The following is an 18,413-nucleotide window of genomic DNA, read 5'->3' as shown; positions in this document are numbered from 1 at the left end:
CAGAACATCACGAGCAAACGATTGGCCGGGAGAAGCGCGTGAACGTCAAAGCCGCCCTGTCACCTCAGGATATTGCGCGCGCCTGCGCCGATGCGATGTGGGCGGAGGACGATGCGTCCAAGGGGCTCGGCATGGAGATCGTCGAGATCGGCCCGGGCTTTGCGACGCTCGCGATGACGGTGCGGCCCGACATGGTCAACGGCCAGCGCATCGCCCATGGCGGCTTCATCTTCACGCTCGCCGATTCCGCCTTCGCCTTTGCCTGCAACTCGCACAACGAGCGCGTGGTGGCGGCGCAGGGGCAGATCACCTTCATCAAGCCCGGCAAGCTCGGCGACCGCCTCGTCGCGAAAGCGCGCGAGGTCACCCGCGGCGGCCGCTCCGGCATCTACGATGTGCGCGTCACCGCCGGCGACACCGTCATCGCGGAATTCCGTGGGCATTCGCGTGTCATTCCCGGGACGTGGCTGCCGACACAAGATCAATAAGACCAATAAAAAGAACAAATCAATGATGTGGGGAAACGAGGATGGCTCTGACGAGGCTCAAGGAAGGCGGCAATTCCTATAGTGCCGAGATGGACGCGCATGAGCGCGCCTCACGCGACGAGATCGTGGCGTTGCAGAAGCAGCGCCTGGCCTGGTCGCTGAAGCACGCCTACGACAACGTCGCGCATTATCGCAAGGCGTTCGACAAGGCTGGCGTGCATCCGTCCGACTTTCGCGAGCTCTCCGATCTCGCGAAATTCCCGTTCACGGTGAAGACGGATCTCCGCGACAACTATCCCTTCAACATGTTCGCCGTGCCGCGCGAAAAACTGGTGCGCGTGCATGCCTCCTCCGGCACGACGGGCAAGCCGATCGTTGTCGGCTACACCCAGCGCGACATCGACACCTGGTCGGAGGTGATGGCGCGCTCGATCCGCGCCGCCGGCGGCCGCACCGGCATGATCATCCATAATGCTTATGGCTACGGTCTCTTCACCGGCGGACTTGGCGTGCACTACGGCGCGGAGAAGCTCGGCTGCACGGTGGTGCCGATCTCCGGCGGCATGACCGAGCGGCAGGTGCAGCTCATCAACGACTTCCGGCCCGACATCATCACGGTGACGCCGAGCTACATGCTGGCGATCCTCGACGAGTTCAAACGGCAGAAGCTCGATCCGCGCCAGTGCTCGCTCAAGGTCGGCATCTTCGGCGCCGAGCCCTGGACCAATGCGATGCGCGGCGAGATCGAGGACGCCTTCGATATGGACGCGACCGACATCTATGGCCTGTCGGAGGTGATCGGCCCCGGCGTCGCGCAGGAATGCATCGAGACCAAGGACGGCCTGCACATCTGGGAAGATCATTTCTATCCGGAGGTGATCGATCCCGAGACCGGTGCGGTGCTGCCCGATGGCGAGAGGGGTGAGCTGGTATTCACCTCGCTCACCAAGGAAGCCTTTCCGGTGATCCGCTATCGCACCCGCGATCTGACGCGGCTGCTGCCAGGCACGGCGCGGCCGGGCATGCGGCGCATGGAGAAGGTGACGGGCCGCTCCGACGACATGATCATCCTGCGCGGCGTCAATCTGTTCCCGACCCAGATCGAGGAAGTCCTGCTTGCGACGGACTGGTGCGGCGGCCACTTCATCCTGGAGCTGACCCGCGAGGGCCGCATGGACGAGCTGACCATCATCGCCGAGGCGCGGCCCGAGAGCTGGGACGGCCGCGGCCTCGTCGACCATGCCGACCGGGTCTCGACCCATATCAAGAACACGATCGGCATCAGCTCCAGGGTGCAGGTGGTCGCGCCGGCCACGCTGGAGCGCTCGCTCGGCAAGGCCAAACGGCTCTACGACAAGCGGCCCAAGGACTGACTTGACGGATTGACTTGACCGGCCCCAGAGGCGACAAGGCCCGCGAGAAATCGCGGGTCTTTCCATGTCGTCAGCCGATACCAAGTCCATCGAAGCGCGTTGCGTGCGCCTCAATGCCAAGGCCGAAAATGCCGCCGCGCTTGCGCCGGTGGTCGAGCACCATACGCTGGCGCGCGGGCCGAACGATCTCCTGATCGAGGTGAAGGCTGCCGCCGTCAATCCGTCCGACGTCAAGGCTGCGACAGGGCTGATGCCCTATGCCGTGTTCCCGCGCACGCCCGGCCGCGACTACGCCGGCGTGGTGGTCGACGGGCCGGCCAGCACGATTGGCCGGGAAGTGTTCGGCTCCTCCGGCGATCTCGGCATTCGCCGCGACGGCACCCACGCCAGCCATCTCGTCGTCGAGGCCGATGCGGTCGTGGAGAAGCCGAAGACGGTGTCCTGGGAGGAGGCCGCCGGCATCGGCGTGCCCTTCGTCACCGCGATGGAAGGCTTTCGCCGTGCCGGCATTCCGAAGAGCGGCGAAACGGTGCTGGTGTTCGGCGTGAACGGCAAGGTCGGTCAGGCCGCGGTGCAGATCGCGACCTGGCAGGGCGCGCGCGTCATCGGCGTGGTGCGCAAGGCGGAAGCTTATGAAGGCCACACCAACGCGCCCATCGAGGTGATCGACGCCTCCGCAACGGACGTCGCCACGCGCGTGCGCGAACTGACCGGCGGCAAGGGGGCCGACATCGTCTTCAACACCGTCGGCGATCCCTATTTCCAGGCCGCGCACAAGTCGCTTGCTCTTCGGGGCCGCCAGATCCTGATCGCCGCGATCGATCGCATCGTGCAGTTCAACATCCTCGAATTCTACCGAGGCCAGCACACTTATGTCGGCATCGATACGCTCGGCCTGTCCTCGGCGGCGACCGGCGCGGTGCTGCGCGATCTCGGTCCGGGCTTTGCGAGCAGTCACCTCAAGCCATTCCCGATCAAGGCGAATGCGATCTATCCGCTGGAGCGCGCGAGGGAGGCGTACACTGCCGTCGCCGGCTCGTCGCGCGACCGTGTGATCCTGAAGCCGTAGCGATGGAATCCACCCAACCCGTCATTCTCGCCGGCCTGGTCATCGGCCTCATCTACGGCAGCGTCGGGCTGCTCAGCGGCTTCTGCCTGATGAGCAGCATGCGCGACTGGCTGACGAAGGGAGACGGGCGGCTGGTGCGCTCTTATGCATTGGCAATCGCGGTCGCGATCGCCGCGAGCCAGTTCCTGGCCGGCAACGGCACGGTCGATCTCGGCAAGTCGATCTACCTGCAACCAACCTTCTCGGTGCCGGTGCTATTCCTTGGCGGCCTGCTGTTTGGCTATGGCATGGTGCTGTCGAACGGCTGCGGCTCGCGTGCGCTGGTGTTGCTCGGCCGCGGCAATCTCCGCTCCTTCGTCGTCGTGATCGTGCTCGGCATCGCCGCGCAGATGACGCTGAAGGGCTTGATCGCACCTGCGCGCATCGCGATGGTGCAGTCTTCGCAGACGACCGTCAGCGCGAACTCGCTGCCGTCACTGCTGACGACGCTCGGACTCACGGAGGTGGTTGCGCGCGCGCTAGCCGGTGCCACGATCGTTCTTGCCCTGGTCCTGTTCGCCTTGGCTCATCCGCCGTTCCGGCGCTCGCCGGGCCAGATCGCAGCGGGCATCATCGTCGGTCTCCTCGTCGCCGGCGGCTGGTACGTCACCGGCCATCTCGGTGCCGACGACTTCAACCCTGTTCCGGTGACGTCGCTGACCTTCATCGCGCCGATCGCCGACAGCCTGCAATACGCGATGCTCTCGACCGGCCTGACGCTCAACTTCGGCATCGCGACGGTCGCCGGCGTCTTCAGCGGTAGCCTAGTCACCGCGCTCGCCACCGGCCGGTTCCATCTCGAAGGCTATTCCTCGCCGCGCCACATGCTGCGCTCAGGTGGTGGCGCTGCGCTGATGGGCATCGGCGGCGTGATGGCGTTCGGCTGTTCGATCGGGCAGGGGCTTACGGGCCTATCGACGCTCGCACTGGGCTCGTTCATTGCCGTCGCCGGCATCCTGCTCGGCACCACGGCAGGTCTGCGCGGCGTGTTGCGCGTTCAGCCGCTCGCGGTGGCCTGACCGCGCAGCAGCCGGTCGCCCAGTGTCGCAAGACCAATGCCGGTGACGATCAGTCCGGCCGCAACGGCAAGGCTGATGTCGATCGGCTCACCCAGCAGGATCGCGGCGGCGGCGATGCCGACGAGCGGTGTCCCGGTGGTGCCGAGCGAAGTCGTCAGCGCCGAGATGCTCTTGTTGACCATCGACATCGCCCAATAGGCCAGCGCCGTTCCGATCAGGCCGGAATACAGGAACAGCAGCACGAGCTTCCACGACCATTCCGCGTGTGGCAGGCCATCTGTGACCAGCGCTGACCCCGTCAGCACGATCGTCGCGACGAGCACCTGCCAGATCAGAAGCTGGAGCGGCGATGCGATCCAGCGATGCGCGCGGATATAGATGATGTTCGCCGCCCAGGACATCGCGGCGAGGATGACCATCCCGGCGCCGATGAGGACGTTGGCATTGGTCCAGTCGATCGATGTCGGGTTCAGGATCACGGCAAGACCGATCAGCCCGAGCAGTGCGCCGGCGAGCTTTGGCGCGGTCAGCGTGTCCTTCCCCAGCATGGGCGCGGCGATCGCGACCCAGAGCGGCGTGGTGTAACCGAGCACGATGGCCTTGCCCGCGGGCAGGAAGCGCACACCGGCCGCAACCAGGACCGAGAACACCGTCATGTGCAGCAGCGCCACGCTCAGGACCACCGGGATGTCGCGCCGCTCGGGGATGACCAGATTGTTGCTCAGTCCGAGGATCACGAACAATCCGCCCAGCGCGATCCAGCTCCGGATCGCTGACGTCCAGAGCGGTGGAAAGAACTGGACGAGCTGCTTCGTCACCGACCAGTTCACGCCCCAGGCCACGACGACGATCAGGAACAGGCCGATGGCCGCGCGGGGTGACAGGGAGTTCATCTCGTAGGTCCTTGAAGCAGTCCAGTGCGCCGGATAGCATCGTCGCTGGCACCTGAAAAAGGGCCAGATTGGAGAATAACAAAGTGCCAGTCTTGGGTGGTGTGATCTCCGCCATGATCGCCCTGAACCGGGCCGACGAGCAGGGGCTGATGGCACAGCTCACCAGCCAGCTCCGCCGCCTGATCGCGAGCGGCCGTCTCGGCAAAGGCAGTGTGCTGCCGTCGAGCCGCCGGCTCGCAACCGATCTCGGCGTGTCGCGTAACACCGTCACCTATGCGTTCGAGCAGCTCGCCGCTGAGGGATATCTCGAGGCATCGCATGGTCGCCGTCCGGTCGTAACGGTCGATGGCGGCGAGCCCGGCAAAGGGGCGAGCGCCGCGGGTGCGCGCACCGGCAAGCCGCGGCTCTCGCCGTGGGCAGCAAAGCTCAAGCAGACCGACTGGCCGATGTCCTATCAGGCGCCGCTGAAACCGTTGCGTCCGGGGCACGGCGATTCCAGGGAGTTTCCGAACGAGGTCTGGGCGCGCTGCCTGCGCCGCAGTGCCGTGCGTGCGGCCAGACGCGAGCTCGGACCGATCAACCGGCCGCGCCTGCGCGAATCGCTCGCGCATTATCTCGCGACGAGCAGGGGCGTTCGCGCCACGGTGGACCAGATCCTGATCCTGCCGAGCGCGCAGGCCGCGCTGACCTTGATCGCGGCTGCGCTGATCTCGCCCAGTGACGAGGTCTGGGTCGAGGATCCCGGCTATCCCGGCGCGGCGGCGGCCTTCCGTGCCTCCGGCGCGCGCGTGACCGGCGTCAGGCTGGACGAGCAGGGCATGCAGCGGATGCCGGGATTGCCGGCCCCGAGGCTCATCTTCATGACGCCATCGCACCAGCATCCGACGGGACGGCTGATGTCGCTGGCGCGCCGCACCGAATTTCTCAGGTCAAGCAAGCCCGGCAAGACCTGGATCGTCGAGGACGATTACGACGGCGAATTCCACTACGACAGCCGCCCCGTGCCGGCCCTGCAAGGGCTCGATGCCCATGGCCGTGTCTTCTATGTCGGCACCTTCGCCAAGGCGATGACGGCCGATATCCGGCTCGGCTATCTCGTCGTCCCGCCGGCGCTGGTCAGCACCCTCGAGATCGCGCAGCGGCACATCGGACTGATCGCGTCCAGCCACATCCAGGAGGCGCTGGCCGAGTTCATTGCCGACGGGCACTTCCTCGCGCATCTGCGCCGGATGCGCCGGCTCTATCACGCCCGCCGCGATCATCTCGCCGCGGGACTGGAGCGTCATCTCGGCGAGGCGCTTTCGGTCGAGGTGCCCTCCGGAGGCATCCAGCTCGTCGCGCGCCTCAAGCGCGGCCGGGCCGATCAGGCGGCCGTGAAGCGGCTGGTCGCCGCAGGCGTTGAGACGCGCGCTCTATCGAGTCTTGCGCTCGGCCGGCCGCGCGATCACGGCTTGCTGCTCGGCTTCGCAGCCTGGCGCGAGAGCGAGATCAGCGCGGCGCTGCGGACGATGGCGTCGTGCTTCTAGCGCGCCAAGTCACTCCACGGCCTTCGTCACGATGCGAATCTCCGAGGTCAGCGTCCGGTGCACCGGGCACTTGTCGGCGATTTCCATCAGCTTCTTGCGCTGCTCGGCATCGAGCGCGCCGTCCATTGCGATGTCGCGCTCGATCTGGTCGAGCATGCCGTCGCGCGTCTCGCACTCCGCGCAGTCCTTGGCGTAGATCTTCGAATGCTTCAGCGTCACCGTGACGCGATCGAGCGGCAGCGACTTGCGATCGGCATAGAGGCGCATGGTCATGGAGGTACAGGCACCTAGACCGGCGAGCAGGAAATCGTACGGGCCGGGGCCAGCATCCTCGCCGCCGGCAGCCTTCGGTTCGTCCGCGATCAGATGATGCGGCCCCACGGTGATGATCTGGTTGAACTTGCTCTCGCGGGTCTCCTGAACCACAACCCTGCGCGGCTCCTCGGGGAGGTCCATCGCCTTTGCAGGTGTCGCCGTGTCGATGTAACGGCTCGCCCAGGCCGTGATCACGTCGGCTGCATAGAGCGCGTCGGCCGGCTTGGTCAGCAGATGATCGGCGTGATCCAGCGAGACGAAGCTCTTGGGGTGCTTTGCCGCAAGAAAAATCTTCGTGGCGTTGTCGATGCCGACGGTGTCGTCGACAGGCGAATGCAACACCAACAGCGCCTTGTGCAGGCCGGTGACGTCCTTCATCAGCTCGTGCTCGACGATATCGTCGAGGAATTCGCGCTTGATCCTGAACGGGCGCCCTGCGAGCGACACCTCGACCTCGCCCTGCGCGCGGATGTTGTCGAGATGGTCTTTGAACAGCCCCGTGACATGCGCTGGATCGGACGGCGCCGCGATGGTCGCGACCGCCCTGGCTTCGGGGATCTTCCCGGCGGCCGCGAGGATCGCGGCGCCGCCGAGGCTGTGGCCGATCAGGATCGATGGCGCCTTGCGGACGCTGCGCAGATGATCGGCGGCGCGCACGAGATCGGCGACGTTGGAGGAGAAGGTCGAATTGGCAAAATCGCCTTCGCTGGAGCCGAGCCCGGTGAAGTCGAGGCGGAGCACGGCGATGCCCCTTGCGGCGAGCGCAACCGAGATGCGCTTGGCCGCCAGCGTGTCCTTGCCGCAGGTGAAACAGTGCGCGAACAGCGCGTAAGCCGTGGGCTCGCCGTCAGGCAACTCCAGTGCGGCCGCGAGCTGATGGCCACCCTCGCCGGTGAATTGGAAGCGCTCCGTTGCCATGATTCTCCCCCGCTCTTGTTCGAAGTCTAATCGTCTGAATAGCGCTGCTCGGCCCAGGGATCGCCGCGGTTATGATAGCCGCGGACTTCCCAGAAACCCGGCGCGTCCTCGGTGAGGAACTCGATGGCCTGAAGCCACTTTGCACTCTTCCAGAAGTACAGATGCGGCACGACCAGCCGCACCGGGCCGCCATGCTCGTCAGACAGCGGCTGGCCTGACCAGCTATGGGCGAGCAGCGCGTCCTCGGCGGCAAAATCTTCCAGCGCAAGGTTGGTGGTGTAGCCATCATAGGAATGCAGCACCACGAAGCGTGCATCTTCGCGCGGTTGGCAGGCCGTGAGCAGCTCGCGCGTCGCGAAGCCGTCCCAAAGGTTGTCGTAGCGCGACCAGGTGGTTACGCAGTGGATGTCGGAGGTGAATTGCGCCTGCTTCTGCGCGGCGAATTCGGCGAAGGTCCAGAACACGGGATTGTCGACCGCACCATAGACGTCGAGCCGCCAGCGCTCGCGCGACACCGGCGGCACGACGCCGAGATCGAGCACCGGCCAGTCTTGTGTCAGATGCTGGCCCGGCGGCAGACGCTGGTCCTCCGGCCGCGTGACCTTGCCGGTGAGGAAGCGGCCCTCGCGCGCCCATTTCTCCTTGGTGCGCGTCAGCTTGCTGTCGGATGGCGTCTCGTCGGCCATGGGTTACTCGTGAATGGGCTACTCGTGGCGATGCATCGCCGAGGCGTGCTTGGTGTCGCGCATGGTGGAGTAGATGATCAGCGACAGGAAGATGATTCCGGCGAGATAGTAATAGAACCAGTCCTCGTGTCCGATGCTCTTGAAATAGAGCGCGATCGCAGGAGCCGTGCCGCCGAAGATCGACACCGTGATGGCATAGGGCAGGCCGACGCCGAGCGCGCGGACATTGGTCGGGAACAGCTCGGCCTTCACCACCGCGTTGATCGAGGTGTAGCCGGCGACGAACAGCCAGGCGCAGCAGATCAGGATGAAGGCCATGAACGGCGACTTGGTCTCCTTCAACGTCATCAGCAGCGGCACGGTGGCGAGCGTACCGGCGACGCCGAAGAAGATCAAAAGCGGCTTGCGACCGATCTTGTCCGAGATGGCGCCATAGATCGGCTGCAGGATGGTCGCGAAGATCAGCGTGCCGAAGATCACGAAAGTGGTCTGGTCCTCGGTCAGCCCGACCGAGAGCTTGACGAAGGTCTGCATATAGGTGGTGAAGGTGTAGAACGCCGCGGTGCCGCCAGCGGTGAGGCCGACCACGAGCAACAGCTCGCGCGGGTAACGCAGCAGATTGGCGAGCGAGCCCGTTGGTTTCACCACCTTCTTGGCTTCCTCGAAAGCCTCGGTCTCGTGCAGGCCGCGCCGCATCACGGCGGCGAAGATCGCGAGCGCCGCGCCGATCGCGAACGGGATGCGCCAGCCCCAGGCCTTGAGCTCCTCTGGCGTGAGGAACACCTTTTGCAGGAGCAACAGCACGATGATCGCGGTGAGCTGGCCGCCGATTAGCGTGACGTACTGGAAGCTGGAATAGAAGCCGCGGTGCCTGGGATCGGCAACTTCACTCAGGTAAGTGGCGCTGGCGCCGTATTCGCCGCCAAGACTTAAGCCCTCGATCACGCGCGCGACCGCCAGGATGGCCGGGGCGGCAAGACCGATCGAGGCATAGGTCGGCGTCACCGCGATGATCAGCGAGCCGAAGCACATGAAGACGACCGACAGGGTCAGCGAGATGCGCCGGCCGAAATGGTCGGCGAGGTAGCCGAAGAACCAGCCGCCCAGGGGGCGCATCAAGAAGGTCGCAGCGAACACCACGGCGACATTCAATTGCTGTACGACGGGGTCGTTGCCGGGGAAGAACGCCGGGGCGAAATAGAGCGCAAACGCGGTGTAGGCGTAGAAGTCGTACCACTCGACGAGATTGCCGATCGAGCCGATGAAGATCGCCTTGATCCGCCGCTCGGCGTCGGCGATGTCGAAGTGGTCAGAGGCCGGTTGGGTTGCTTGCTCAGTCACGTCCGGCCTCTCCGTTGGTCCTGGAAAAGGCCTACATCGCCTTTCCCAGCAAAAATGGCAACTGGCGGGGGCCTCTCACCGTGCCCTGCGACCAGGTCACGGTGCCTGCCGGATCAAGCCGGAAGTCGGGAATCCGCTTCAGCCATTCCTCCAGCGCAACCTGCATCTCCATGCGCGCAAGATTGGAACCGACGCAGCGGTGGATGCCGAGGCCGAAGGCGGCGTGGCGGTTCTCGCGGCGGTCGATCACGACTTTGTCAGCGTCCGGAAACATTTTCGGGTCGCGGTTGGCGGCCGGGAACGACAGCAGCACCATGTTGCCCGTCTTGACCGGGCAGCCCGAGATCGTGGTCTCCTTGACCACCTCGCGGGCCATCGTCACCGGCGAATAAGCGCGCAGCAGTTCCTCCACCGCAGTCGGGATCAGCCCGGGCTCGGCGATCAGCCGCTCGCGGTCAACAGGCGTCTTGGCGAGATGCCACAGCGAGGAGCCGATCGCGCTCCAGGTGGTGTCGATGCCGGCGATCAGGAGCAGCCGCAGCGAGCCCAGCACATGGGAATCCTCGAGCGGATTGCCCTCCTTGTCCTTCGCATTCATCAAATAGGAGATGAGGTCGTCGGTGGGCTTGTTCTTGCGCGCCTCGATGTGTCCGCTGAAATAGGCGCTCATCTCTTGCACGGCCTGGAGCAGCACGTTCTCGTCCTTGATGCCGAGCTCGAGGATCATGTGGATCCAGTTGATGAAGAGATCGCTGTCGGTCTCGGGAATGCCGAGCATATGTGCGATCGCACGCACCGGGATATGCTTGGTGTAGCGCTCCGCCGCGTCGATCCGGCCTTCGGTGATGAAGCCGTCGATCAGCTCGTTGCAGATCGCGCGCACTCGCGGCTCGAGCTTTTTCATCGCGTCCGGCGTGAAAGGCGGCAGCAGCAGCTGCTTGGCCGGCTTGTGCACGGGCGGATCGGACGTGATCGGCGGGGCGGCGTTTTTGCTGGTGATCTCCGGCCGCACGTCGCGGACGATGATGCGGCGGGAGGAGAAATGCTCGGTGTCGTTGGCAATCGCGCGTACCGCCTCATAGGTCGTCGGCATGTAGCAGCCGAGGAAGCGGTCGGTATGTACGACGGGGCTGGCGGCGCGCAATTCTTCCCAGATCGGGAAGGGGTCGTCGGTCCATTGCGGGTCGGTGTGGTCGAAATCATGGACCCAGTCGGTCACGGGCGGATGGGCGGCGGGCTGGCTGACGTCGGACATCTCGAAAATCCCTTGTAGCTCGTGTTCACTGAAAGCACGCGGGGCGCGGGGGGAGGTCCCCGCTACTCTTCGATCACATCGATTGCGATTTCCGGGCAGTTGGATTTGGCAAGCCAGGCCTTGTCTTCGAGGCCCGGCGGCACGACGCCATCGCCAGCCTCATGGGCGTTGCCGTATTCGTCGAGCTCGAACAGCTCCGGCGCCAGCGCCTTGCAGCGTGCGTGGCCCTGGCACTTGTCGGGATCGACGTGAACCCTCAGTCGCTCTGTCATGGCGGCTTCCTCGGTCGTATGCGCCGGGCCCGAAGGGCGGCGCGTTCCTCGTGTCAATCTTGTCCGCGACATTTGCGGCTTATTCTAAGTTATATGATATTACATTCGCGACAGGCTTCCCCTGTCAAGGGCAAACTTATAGGCTTGACCGCAACATGCGCTCACAACTCGCCCGCAAGCCCGAGAAGACCTACCATCACGGCGATCTCCGCGACGCTCTGATCAAGGCCGCGCTCCGAGAGGCGGAGCAGGGCGGGGCTGAAGCGATCAGCATCAAGGCGCTGGCAAAGCAGCTCGGCGTCTCGCAGCCGGCGCCGTACCGGCACTTCGCGGATCGCGAGGCGCTGCTTGCGGCGGCGACGGCCGAAGCGTTCCGCCAGCTCAGTACGATCCTGCGCGAGGCGATGGCGAAGCCGTCGAAGCAATCGAAACTGTCGCGGTTGGCGCAGGCGACGCTCGATTTCGGCCTGCGCCGCAACGGCACCTACCGGTTGATGTTCGCATCCCGCATCGTGTCATGCGCGGCCAAGGGCAGCGAGCTGCACGCGGCGACGCGCGAGACGTTCGGGCTCGTGATCGAAGCCTTGGAAGCGCCCGCCGTCGGCTATTTGCGCGAGCGGCAGGCGCTGAAGATCTGGGCCGCGCTGCACGGCGTGGTGATGCTGGCCGAGCAGGGCCTGTTCACGGGCGAGTCGGCGCACGCCACGCGCGAGGAGCTGGTCGAGGATTTTGTCAACGAGACGAAGGCCGCGCTCGCGGTTGCGATCAAGGACGCGCGGCGCCAGAAGAAGGCTGGCGCCTAGGTTTTCGCCTTCAAGAGCCGCATCAGCTTCTCGACCGCGCTGTCTGGCGTTGTCACCACGGGACGGCCGGTCGCCTCCGCAACCAGCGGCGCAGTCGCCGCGATGCTGAACTGCGCCAGCGCAATGACGTCGCAATCGTGCAGGTCGCGCGAGGCTTCCGCGATCAGCCGGTCGTGCGTGGCGCGGTCGCCGCGATCGAGCGCCGCCAGCGCGCCCTCGGCGAGCTTCGGCACGATCTGGACGGAGGCGGGAAACTCCGGCGGCATCGACACCAACGTCGGCGGGAAGGTCGAGAGCAGGCCGATCCGCTTGCCCATCGTCACGGCACGCTCGATCATGGCTTCGTTCGGCTTCAGCACCGGCATCGGCGCATGCGCCCGCGCTACCGCCTCGATGCAGGGACCGAAGGCCGAGCAGGTGAACAGGATCGCATTTGCTCCGGTCGCCGCCGCATAGTCGCCGAGCGCAAGGAAACGCTCGGTCATGGCATCATTGAGCTCGCCGTCGCGCGCCAGATCCGCCGACAGGCTGTCGTCGAGCAGGTTCATCAGCCGCGCCTCCGGCCACGCCTGCGCGAACGCCGCCTCGATCGGGGCGATGGAGTGCTTGAGGGCGTGGATCAGGGCGATGCGCATGATCATCTCTTCTCCCTCTCCCCGTTCTTGCGGGGAGAGGGTTGGGTGAGAGCTCTTTATTTGAACGGCACCGCGTACATCAAGCCGCCCTTGCTCCAGAGGCCATTGAGGCCGCGCTCGAGCTTGAGCGGGCTCGCCTTGCCGACATTGCGCTCGTAGATCTCGCCGTAATTGCCGGTGGCCTTGATCGCGATGACCAGCCATTTGTTGTCGAGCCCGAGCCGCGAGCCGAGATCGCCGGAGGCACCCAACAGCCGCTGGATCGCAGGCGTCTGCGACTTCGTCATCTCCTCGACATTGGCCTGCGTGACGCCGAGCTCCTCGGCTTCGATCAGGCCGTAATGCAGCCAGGTGATGATGTCGCTCCAGACTTCGTCGCCGTTGCGGGTGAAGGGGCCGAGCGGCTCCTTGCTGATGGTCTGCGGCAACACGACGTAATCGGCCGGGTTCGGTGCGGCGGTCGTCACGGCGCCGGCGAGCGCCGAGGCATCCTGGGTCATGGCATCGCAGCGGCCGCCGAAGAAGGTCTGGTACATGGTGTCGACGCGGTCGAACACCAGCGGCTTCCAGTCGATGCCGTTGGCCCGGCCGTAATCGCCGAGCGTGACCTCATGCGTGGTGCCCTGCGCGACGCAGACCGTGGCACCCTTGAGGTCCTTCAGCTCCTTCACGCCGAGGTCCTTCTTCACGACAAAGCCCTGGCCGTCGTAGAAATTGATCGGACCCTGGCGCAGGCCCAGCGTCACGCCGCGCAAATAGGTCTGGGTCGAGTTGCGGTAGAGCACATCGATTTCGCCCGATTGCAGGGCTGTGAAGCGGTTTTGCGCCGTCAGTGAGACGTAGCGCACCTTGCTGGGATCACCGAGCACGCCGGCGGCGAGCGCGCGGCAATAGTCGACGTCGAGACCCTTGTAATTGCCTTGCGAGTCCGGTGCCGAGAAACCAGCGAAGCCGGCGCTGACGCCGCACACCAGCGTGCCGCGGCTCTTCACCGTGTCCAGCGTCGCCGCCGATGCGACAACCGTCGATGCCGCGAGCACGCCCGCTGCGATAACCACTTTCCTCATTCTACTCTCCCCTCAGTGATTGACACTACGCAACACGTTGTCGACGGCCGTGCCGAGCTTGTCGACGATCTGATCGATCTCGTCCGCCGAGGCGATATAGGGCGGCGCCAGCAGCACATGGTCGCCGCGGACGCCGTCCACGGTGCCGCCGCCGGGATAGCAGCCGAGCCCGTTAGCAAAGGCCTCCGCCTTGATCTTCTGGTGCAGCTTGAGCGCTGGGTCGAACGAGGTGCGGCTGGCCCGATCGGCGACGAGCTCGATCGCCCAGAACAGGCCGCGCCCGCGGATGTCGCCGACATGGCGATGATTGCCGAATCGCTCGGTCAGCCGCTGCTCGAGCTGCTTGCCGCGCTCCCTCACGCGATCGAGCAGGCGGTCCTCGCGGATCACATCCTGCACCGCAAGCGCGGCTGCGCAGGCGAGGGGATGGGCGAGATAAGTGTGGCCGTGCTGGAACGCGCCGGAGCCGGACCGGATGGTATCGATGATCTCTCTGCTCGCGAGCATCGCGCCGATCGGCTGGTAGCCGCCGCCGAGACCCTTTGCAATCGCCTGGATGTCAGGTGAGATGCCTTCCTGCTCCCAGGCATGCGTCGTGCCGGTGCGGCCCATGCCGCTCATGACCTCGTCGAGAATGAGCAGCGCGCCATGCCGGTTACAGATCTCGCGCACCGCCTTGAAGTAGCCGTCCGGCGCCGTCACCGCGCCGGCGGTGGCGCCGACAACGGGCTCGGCGAGGAACGCCGCGACACTGTTCGGGCCGAGGCGCTGGAACTCGGCCTCCAGCTCCGCGGCAAGGCGCGCGACGAACTGCGCATCCGACTCGCCGTCGTTCTTCTCGTGATAGGCGAAGGCCGGCGTCACATGGCTGAACGCGGCCGAGAGCAGCGGCGCATAGGGTGCGCGGCGCCAGGCATTGCCGCCGGCGGCGAGCGCGCCGAGCGTGTTGCCGTGATAGCTCTGCCGCCGCGCGATGAAATGCTGCCGCTGCGGCTCACCGCGCTCGATGAAATATTGCCGCGCCAGCTTGATGCTGGCTTCGATCGCCTCCGATCCGCCGCTGACGAAATAGGCGTAGGCGAGACCGCCGGGCTCGTGCCCGACCAGCGTCTCCGCGAGCGCCTCGGCCGGCTCGGATGAGAAGAACGCGGTGTGGGCATAGGCCAGCGTGGAGGCCTGCTTCGCAATCGCCGCGATCACGCGCGGATGCTGGTGGCCGAGGCAGGAGACCGCCGCACCGCCGGAGGCATCGATCACGCGGCGCCCGTCCTCGGCGAAGAGATAGACGCCTTCACCGCCGATCGCCTTGGGTGGCGTTTCGCGGAGCGAACGGTGCAGCACGCGGCTGGTGCGGGTGCTCATGGGTCAACCTTTCTCTGAGACGTAGGTGGAGGCCGCGGCGAGGCGCGCCTCGGTATGTTCCAGGCGCTTCTTTGCGGCGGTGCCGCCGAGCGAGAACGTCACTGCGGCGAGCGATTGCGCGATGGCGATGGCGCCGGTGAGGCTCGGGAAGAAGCCGGGGGACGAAGCCGCTTCGAACAGCAACACCTGGTCGGCGCCCTCGGCCATCGGTGCCGAGAGGCTGTCCGCGATCGCGATCAGCGTTGCGCCGCCGCGATGGGCGGCTTGCGCGACGCGCACACTCGCGTTCGTGTAGGGCAGGAAGCCGACGACGATCACGGCTTCGCCGGGACGGAAGGCGCCGAGATCGAGATCGTCGGGTCCGGACGCGCCGACGAGCTGTACCTGCTCCGGGCGGAATAGCCGCAGCTCGTAGTTCAAGAGCTCAGCGACGCTGCGGCAGCTGCGGTAGCCGGCGATCCAGATCCGCTTGGCGTCGTGCAGCGCGCGGGCTGCGGCCACAATCGGCTGCGCCGGAATGCGTGGCAGGCCGGCGCCTTCGGCCGCGAGCTTGTCGATGACGAGCGCGACATCGGCGTTGGGGCCATGACGCCGGCCCTTCGCCCTGGCGGAGAACGGCGAGGTCTGTGACGGCCGCCGCGCTTCGGTCAGCGCCGCGCGGAGCTCGTCCCAGCCGGAATAGCCGATCGCCTTGGCAAGCCGCGTGAACGCGGCGGGATCGGCGCCGGCTTCGGCGGCCAGATCGCGCATCGAACGGGTGGTGGCGTCGTAATCATTGGCGGCGACGAAGCGGCCGACCTCCTGCAGGCGCAGGGGAAGCGATGGCAATGCGATACGCAGTTCGCTCAGCGGCGAGGATTTCGCGGGCTCGGCCATGAAACATTTGTTGCATGAATCTTGGATTGGTGCAACAGTTGACGTGCGCCGCCGGAAATCGTTGCTTTTGAGAAGGATTTTTGTGCTGTGACATCAGACACGCCAAGACCGCCGCCGCGCCGCCGCCTGTTCGGTGCGTGGGGCCCCCGCGAGCTGAAGGGCCTGTTCTGGCAGGTGCTGGTGGTCGGGATCGCGGTCGCGGTCATCGCCTTCCTCTGGTCCAACACCGTCACCAATCTGTCGGCGCGCCGCATCACCACAGGCTTTGCCTTCCTCGGCCGCGAGGCCGGCATGCCCATCGCCGACAGCCTGCTCCCCTATAGTCCTAGGGATACCTATCTCTGGGCGTTCGTCGTCGGCGTTGCCAACACCCTGCGCGTCGCCGTGATCGGCATCGTGCTCGCCACCATCGTGGGCACGCTGATCGGCATCTCCAGGCTATCGGCGAATTGGCTGCTGTCGCGGCTTGCCGCCGTCTATGTCGAAACGCTGCGCGACATTCCGCTGCTGCTCCAGCTCCTGTTCTGGTACGTGCTGATGCAGGCGCTGCCGGCCGCGCGCGCAGCGTGGCGGCCGGTCGAGGGTGTGTTCCTGTCCAATCGCGGCCTGATCCTGCCGGCCATCCCGGTTGGTTTGCCGCAGCTCTGGGTGCTCGGCACGGCCGTGCTTGGGCTAGCCCTATTCTATCTGATCCGGCGACGGTTGATCGCGGAGCAGATGCGCGACGGCAAGCCGCGGCCGGCCTGGCCGTTTGCGATTGGCCTCATCGTCGCGCTGCCTGTGGCCGTCTCGCTGGTGCTCGGCGTATCCTGGACCATCGAATGGCCGCAGCTGCGCGGCTTCAATTTCGTCGGCGGGCTCACGCTCGCGCCTGAATATTTCGCGCTGCTGATCGCGCTCGTCACCTACACCTCGGCGTTCATCGCCGAGATCGTGCGCAGCGGCATCCAGTCGGTGCCGCGCGGGCAGTGGGATGCCGCCAATGCGCTGGGCCTGCGCCGCAGCTTCATGCTGCGGCAGATCATCCTGCCGCAGGCGCTGCGCGTCATCGTGCCGCCGATGACGAGCCAGTATCTCAATCTCACCAAGAACTCCTCGCTCGCGGTCGCGATCGGGTACCAGGACGTGGTCTCGGTCGCCAACACCACGTTGAACCAGACCGGGCAGGCAATCGAGGCGATCGCGCTGATCATGGCGGTGTTTTTGACCATCAGCCTGTCCATCAGCTTCTTCATGAACTGGTACAATGCGCGCATCGCGCTGGTGGAGCGCTGAGCATGACCGCGATCACCGACATCCCCGATGCACCACGTGCAGCCCGGCGTCCGCAAGCCGGTAACCCCGTGCTGCGCTGGCTGCGCACCAACCTGTTCTCGTCGATCCCGAACGGCATTCTCACGGTCGTGCTGCTGGCGCTGCTCGCCAAGGGCATCTTCAGCTTCGTGCAATGGGGCATCGCGAATGCGGTCTGGCTGACGCCGGCCAATGACTCCAGCGCCTGTCGTGCCGCGCGCGGCATCGGCGCCTGCTGGGCGATCATCCCCGAAAAATACCGCTTCATCCTGTTCGGCACCTATCCGTTCGACGAGCAGTGGCGGCCGGCGCTGTCGGTGCTGCTGTTCATCGCGCTGTATTATCTCTCGACCCGTCGCGTCCTCTGGCGGCGCGAGCTGGTCTATCTCTGGATCGGGGCACTGGCCCTGATCAGCGTGCTGATGTGGGGCGGGGTGTTCGGGCTCTCCTTCGTCTCGCAGGACCGCTGGGGCGGCCTGCCGGTGACGTTGATCCTGGCGACGTTCGGGTTGGCGTTCGGCTTTCCGCTCGGCATCCTGGTCGCGCTCGGCCGGCGTTCGAAACTGCCGGCGATCCGCTCGCTCAGCGTGCTCTATGTCGAGCTGATCCGCGGCGTGCCGCTGGTGAGCCTCTTGTTCATGGCGAGCGTGATGTTTCCGCTGTTCATGCCTGCCGGCTTCAACATCGACAAGCTCTTGCGAGCGCAGATCGCGATCATCCTGTTCGCGGGCGCGTACCTCGCCGAAGTCATTCGCGGCGGCCTCCAGGCCGTGCCGCGCGGGCAGTATGAAGCGGCGGATGCGCTGGGGTTGTCCTATTGGCGCAAGCACCGGCTGATCATCCTGCCGCAGGCGATCCGCCACGTCATCCCGCCGTTGGTCAACACCTTCATCGCCTTCTTCAAGGACACCAGTCTCGTCCTGATCATCGGCATCTTCGACCTGCTGACCACGGCGAAAACCGCGATCATCGATCCGGCCTGGCAGCAGTTTTCCGTGGAAGTCTACATCTTCGTTGCCGCGATCTATTTCGTATTTTGCTTCGCGATGTCGCGCTACAGCCGGAGCCTCGAGGCTCACACCGCTTCGAGGTAAATCCGGGAGCACGAAATGTTTATGCCGCGCCTATAGCAGGAGCACCGATTCAGACTGGGAATCCTACGTTGCGAAACCCACGTCTGGTT

At 65.6% G+C, this 18,413-nt stretch carries 18 protein-coding genes; 8 read left to right on the top strand and 10 right to left on the bottom strand.

Translation table 11 applies throughout. The features are described 5' to 3' along the window. Nucleotides 1-38 precede the first annotated feature (38 nt). From paaI to BRAGE_RS0124280, 4 genes are all read left to right on the top strand, one after another. A complete protein-coding gene (gene paaI / locus BRAGE_RS0124295) occupies nucleotides 39-488 on the top strand; it encodes a hydroxyphenylacetyl-CoA thioesterase PaaI (protein ID WP_027558587.1) in 450 nt (149 codons plus the stop codon). 41 nt (nucleotides 489-529) lie between these two features. Then, a complete protein-coding gene (gene paaK, locus BRAGE_RS0124290; protein ID WP_027558588.1) occupies nucleotides 530-1,861 on the top strand; it encodes a phenylacetate--CoA ligase PaaK in 1,332 nt (443 codons plus the stop codon). 64 nt (nucleotides 1,862-1,925) lie between these two features. Beyond that, on the top strand, nucleotides 1,926-2,930 hold the full coding sequence (locus BRAGE_RS0124285; protein ID WP_027558589.1) for a quinone oxidoreductase family protein: 1,005 nt from the start codon (nucleotides 1,926-1,928) through the stop codon (nucleotides 2,928-2,930). A gap of 2 nt (nucleotides 2,931-2,932) precedes the next feature. Continuing rightward, on the top strand, nucleotides 2,933-3,988 hold the full coding sequence (locus BRAGE_RS0124280) for a YeeE/YedE family protein (protein WP_027558590.1): 1,056 nt from the start codon (nucleotides 2,933-2,935) through the stop codon (nucleotides 3,986-3,988). On the opposite strand, the gene BRAGE_RS0124275 is transcribed toward BRAGE_RS0124280, so the two are convergent. Then, on the bottom strand, nucleotides 3,967-4,881 hold the full coding sequence (locus BRAGE_RS0124275; protein ID WP_027558591.1) for a DMT family transporter: 915 nt from the start codon (nucleotides 4,879-4,881) through the stop codon (nucleotides 3,967-3,969). The genes BRAGE_RS0124280 and BRAGE_RS0124275 overlap by 22 nt on opposite strands. A gap of 113 nt (nucleotides 4,882-4,994) precedes the next feature. Here BRAGE_RS0124275 and BRAGE_RS0124270 point away from each other — a divergent pair, with 113 nt between their 5' ends. Further along, nucleotides 4,995-6,407 (top strand): PLP-dependent aminotransferase family protein, encoded by a 1,413-nt coding sequence (locus BRAGE_RS0124270; RefSeq protein WP_181411691.1) that lies wholly within the window; start codon nucleotides 4,995-4,997, stop codon nucleotides 6,405-6,407. 9 nt (nucleotides 6,408-6,416) lie between these two features. Here the strand turns inward: BRAGE_RS0124270 and BRAGE_RS0124265 are convergent, their stop codons facing one another. The 5 genes from BRAGE_RS0124265 to BRAGE_RS0124245 form a co-directional block, all read right to left on the bottom strand. After that, nucleotides 6,417-7,640: a bifunctional alpha/beta hydrolase/OsmC family protein gene (locus BRAGE_RS0124265; protein WP_027558593.1), complete on the bottom strand. Its 1,224-nt coding sequence runs from the start codon at nucleotides 7,638-7,640 to the stop codon at nucleotides 6,417-6,419. 26 nt (nucleotides 7,641-7,666) lie between these two features. Beyond that, nucleotides 7,667-8,326, bottom strand: a complete 660-nt coding sequence (locus tag BRAGE_RS0124260; protein ID WP_027558594.1) for a sulfite oxidase-like oxidoreductase — start codon at nucleotides 8,324-8,326, stop codon at nucleotides 7,667-7,669. An 18-nt stretch (nucleotides 8,327-8,344) separates the two neighbouring features. Continuing rightward, complete coding sequence (locus tag BRAGE_RS0124255) at nucleotides 8,345-9,667, bottom strand: MFS transporter (protein ID WP_027558595.1); 1,323 nt, start codon at nucleotides 9,665-9,667, stop codon at nucleotides 8,345-8,347. 31 nt (nucleotides 9,668-9,698) lie between these two features. Continuing rightward, the gene (locus BRAGE_RS0124250; protein WP_027558596.1) at nucleotides 9,699-10,922 is read right to left on the bottom strand and encodes a cytochrome P450; all 1,224 of its coding nucleotides are present in this window, start codon (nucleotides 10,920-10,922) and stop codon (nucleotides 9,699-9,701) included. A 62-nt stretch (nucleotides 10,923-10,984) separates the two neighbouring features. Beyond that, nucleotides 10,985-11,194 (bottom strand): ferredoxin, encoded by a 210-nt coding sequence (locus BRAGE_RS0124245; protein ID WP_027558597.1) that lies wholly within the window; start codon nucleotides 11,192-11,194, stop codon nucleotides 10,985-10,987. Nucleotides 11,195-11,349: 155 nt separating this feature from the next. Between BRAGE_RS0124245 and BRAGE_RS0124240 the strand changes: the two genes are divergently transcribed. Continuing rightward, nucleotides 11,350-11,997, top strand: coding sequence for a TetR/AcrR family transcriptional regulator (locus tag BRAGE_RS0124240; RefSeq protein WP_027558598.1), 648 nt, complete (start codon nucleotides 11,350-11,352; stop codon nucleotides 11,995-11,997). Here the strand turns inward: BRAGE_RS0124240 and BRAGE_RS0124235 are convergent. From BRAGE_RS0124235 to BRAGE_RS0124220, 4 genes are read right to left on the bottom strand one after another with little or no spacing between them, the layout of a single operon-like run. Then, a complete protein-coding gene (locus BRAGE_RS0124235; protein ID WP_027558599.1) occupies nucleotides 11,994-12,632 on the bottom strand; it encodes an aspartate/glutamate racemase family protein in 639 nt (212 codons plus the stop codon). The two genes, BRAGE_RS0124240 and BRAGE_RS0124235, sit on opposite strands and share 4 nt — an antisense overlap. Before the next feature lie 56 nt (nucleotides 12,633-12,688). After that, nucleotides 12,689-13,699 carry an amino acid ABC transporter substrate-binding protein gene (locus tag BRAGE_RS0124230; protein ID WP_027558600.1) on the bottom strand — a complete coding sequence of 337 codons (1,011 nt, stop codon included), beginning with the start codon at nucleotides 13,697-13,699 and terminating at the stop codon, nucleotides 12,689-12,691. 12 nt (nucleotides 13,700-13,711) lie between these two features. Then, nucleotides 13,712-15,061, bottom strand: coding sequence for an aspartate aminotransferase family protein (locus BRAGE_RS0124225; RefSeq protein WP_027558601.1), 1,350 nt, complete (start codon nucleotides 15,059-15,061; stop codon nucleotides 13,712-13,714). Nucleotides 15,062-15,064: 3 nt separating this feature from the next. Next, nucleotides 15,065-15,937: a MurR/RpiR family transcriptional regulator gene (locus BRAGE_RS0124220; RefSeq protein ID WP_027558602.1), complete on the bottom strand. Its 873-nt coding sequence runs from the start codon at nucleotides 15,935-15,937 to the stop codon at nucleotides 15,065-15,067. Nucleotides 15,938-16,024: 87 nt separating this feature from the next. Here BRAGE_RS0124220 and BRAGE_RS0124215 point away from each other — a divergent pair, with 87 nt between their 5' ends. Both BRAGE_RS0124215 and BRAGE_RS0124210 read left to right on the top strand, forming a co-directional pair. Then, the gene (locus BRAGE_RS0124215; protein WP_027558603.1) at nucleotides 16,025-17,212 is read left to right on the top strand and encodes an amino acid ABC transporter permease; all 1,188 of its coding nucleotides are present in this window, start codon (nucleotides 16,025-16,027) and stop codon (nucleotides 17,210-17,212) included. 2 nt (nucleotides 17,213-17,214) lie between these two features. Next, entirely contained in the window at nucleotides 17,215-18,324 is a 1,110-nt protein-coding gene (locus BRAGE_RS0124210) for an amino acid ABC transporter permease (RefSeq protein ID WP_027558604.1), read from the top strand. Nucleotides 18,325-18,413: the final 89 nt, after the last annotated feature.

The organism is Bradyrhizobium genosp. SA-4 str. CB756 (genome assembly GCF_000473125.1).
Lineage (GTDB): Bacteria > Pseudomonadota > Alphaproteobacteria > Rhizobiales > Xanthobacteraceae > Bradyrhizobium > Bradyrhizobium arachidis.
The sequence above is the reverse complement of the archived record's forward strand: the minus strand, read 5'-3'. Positions and strand labels throughout refer to the sequence as shown.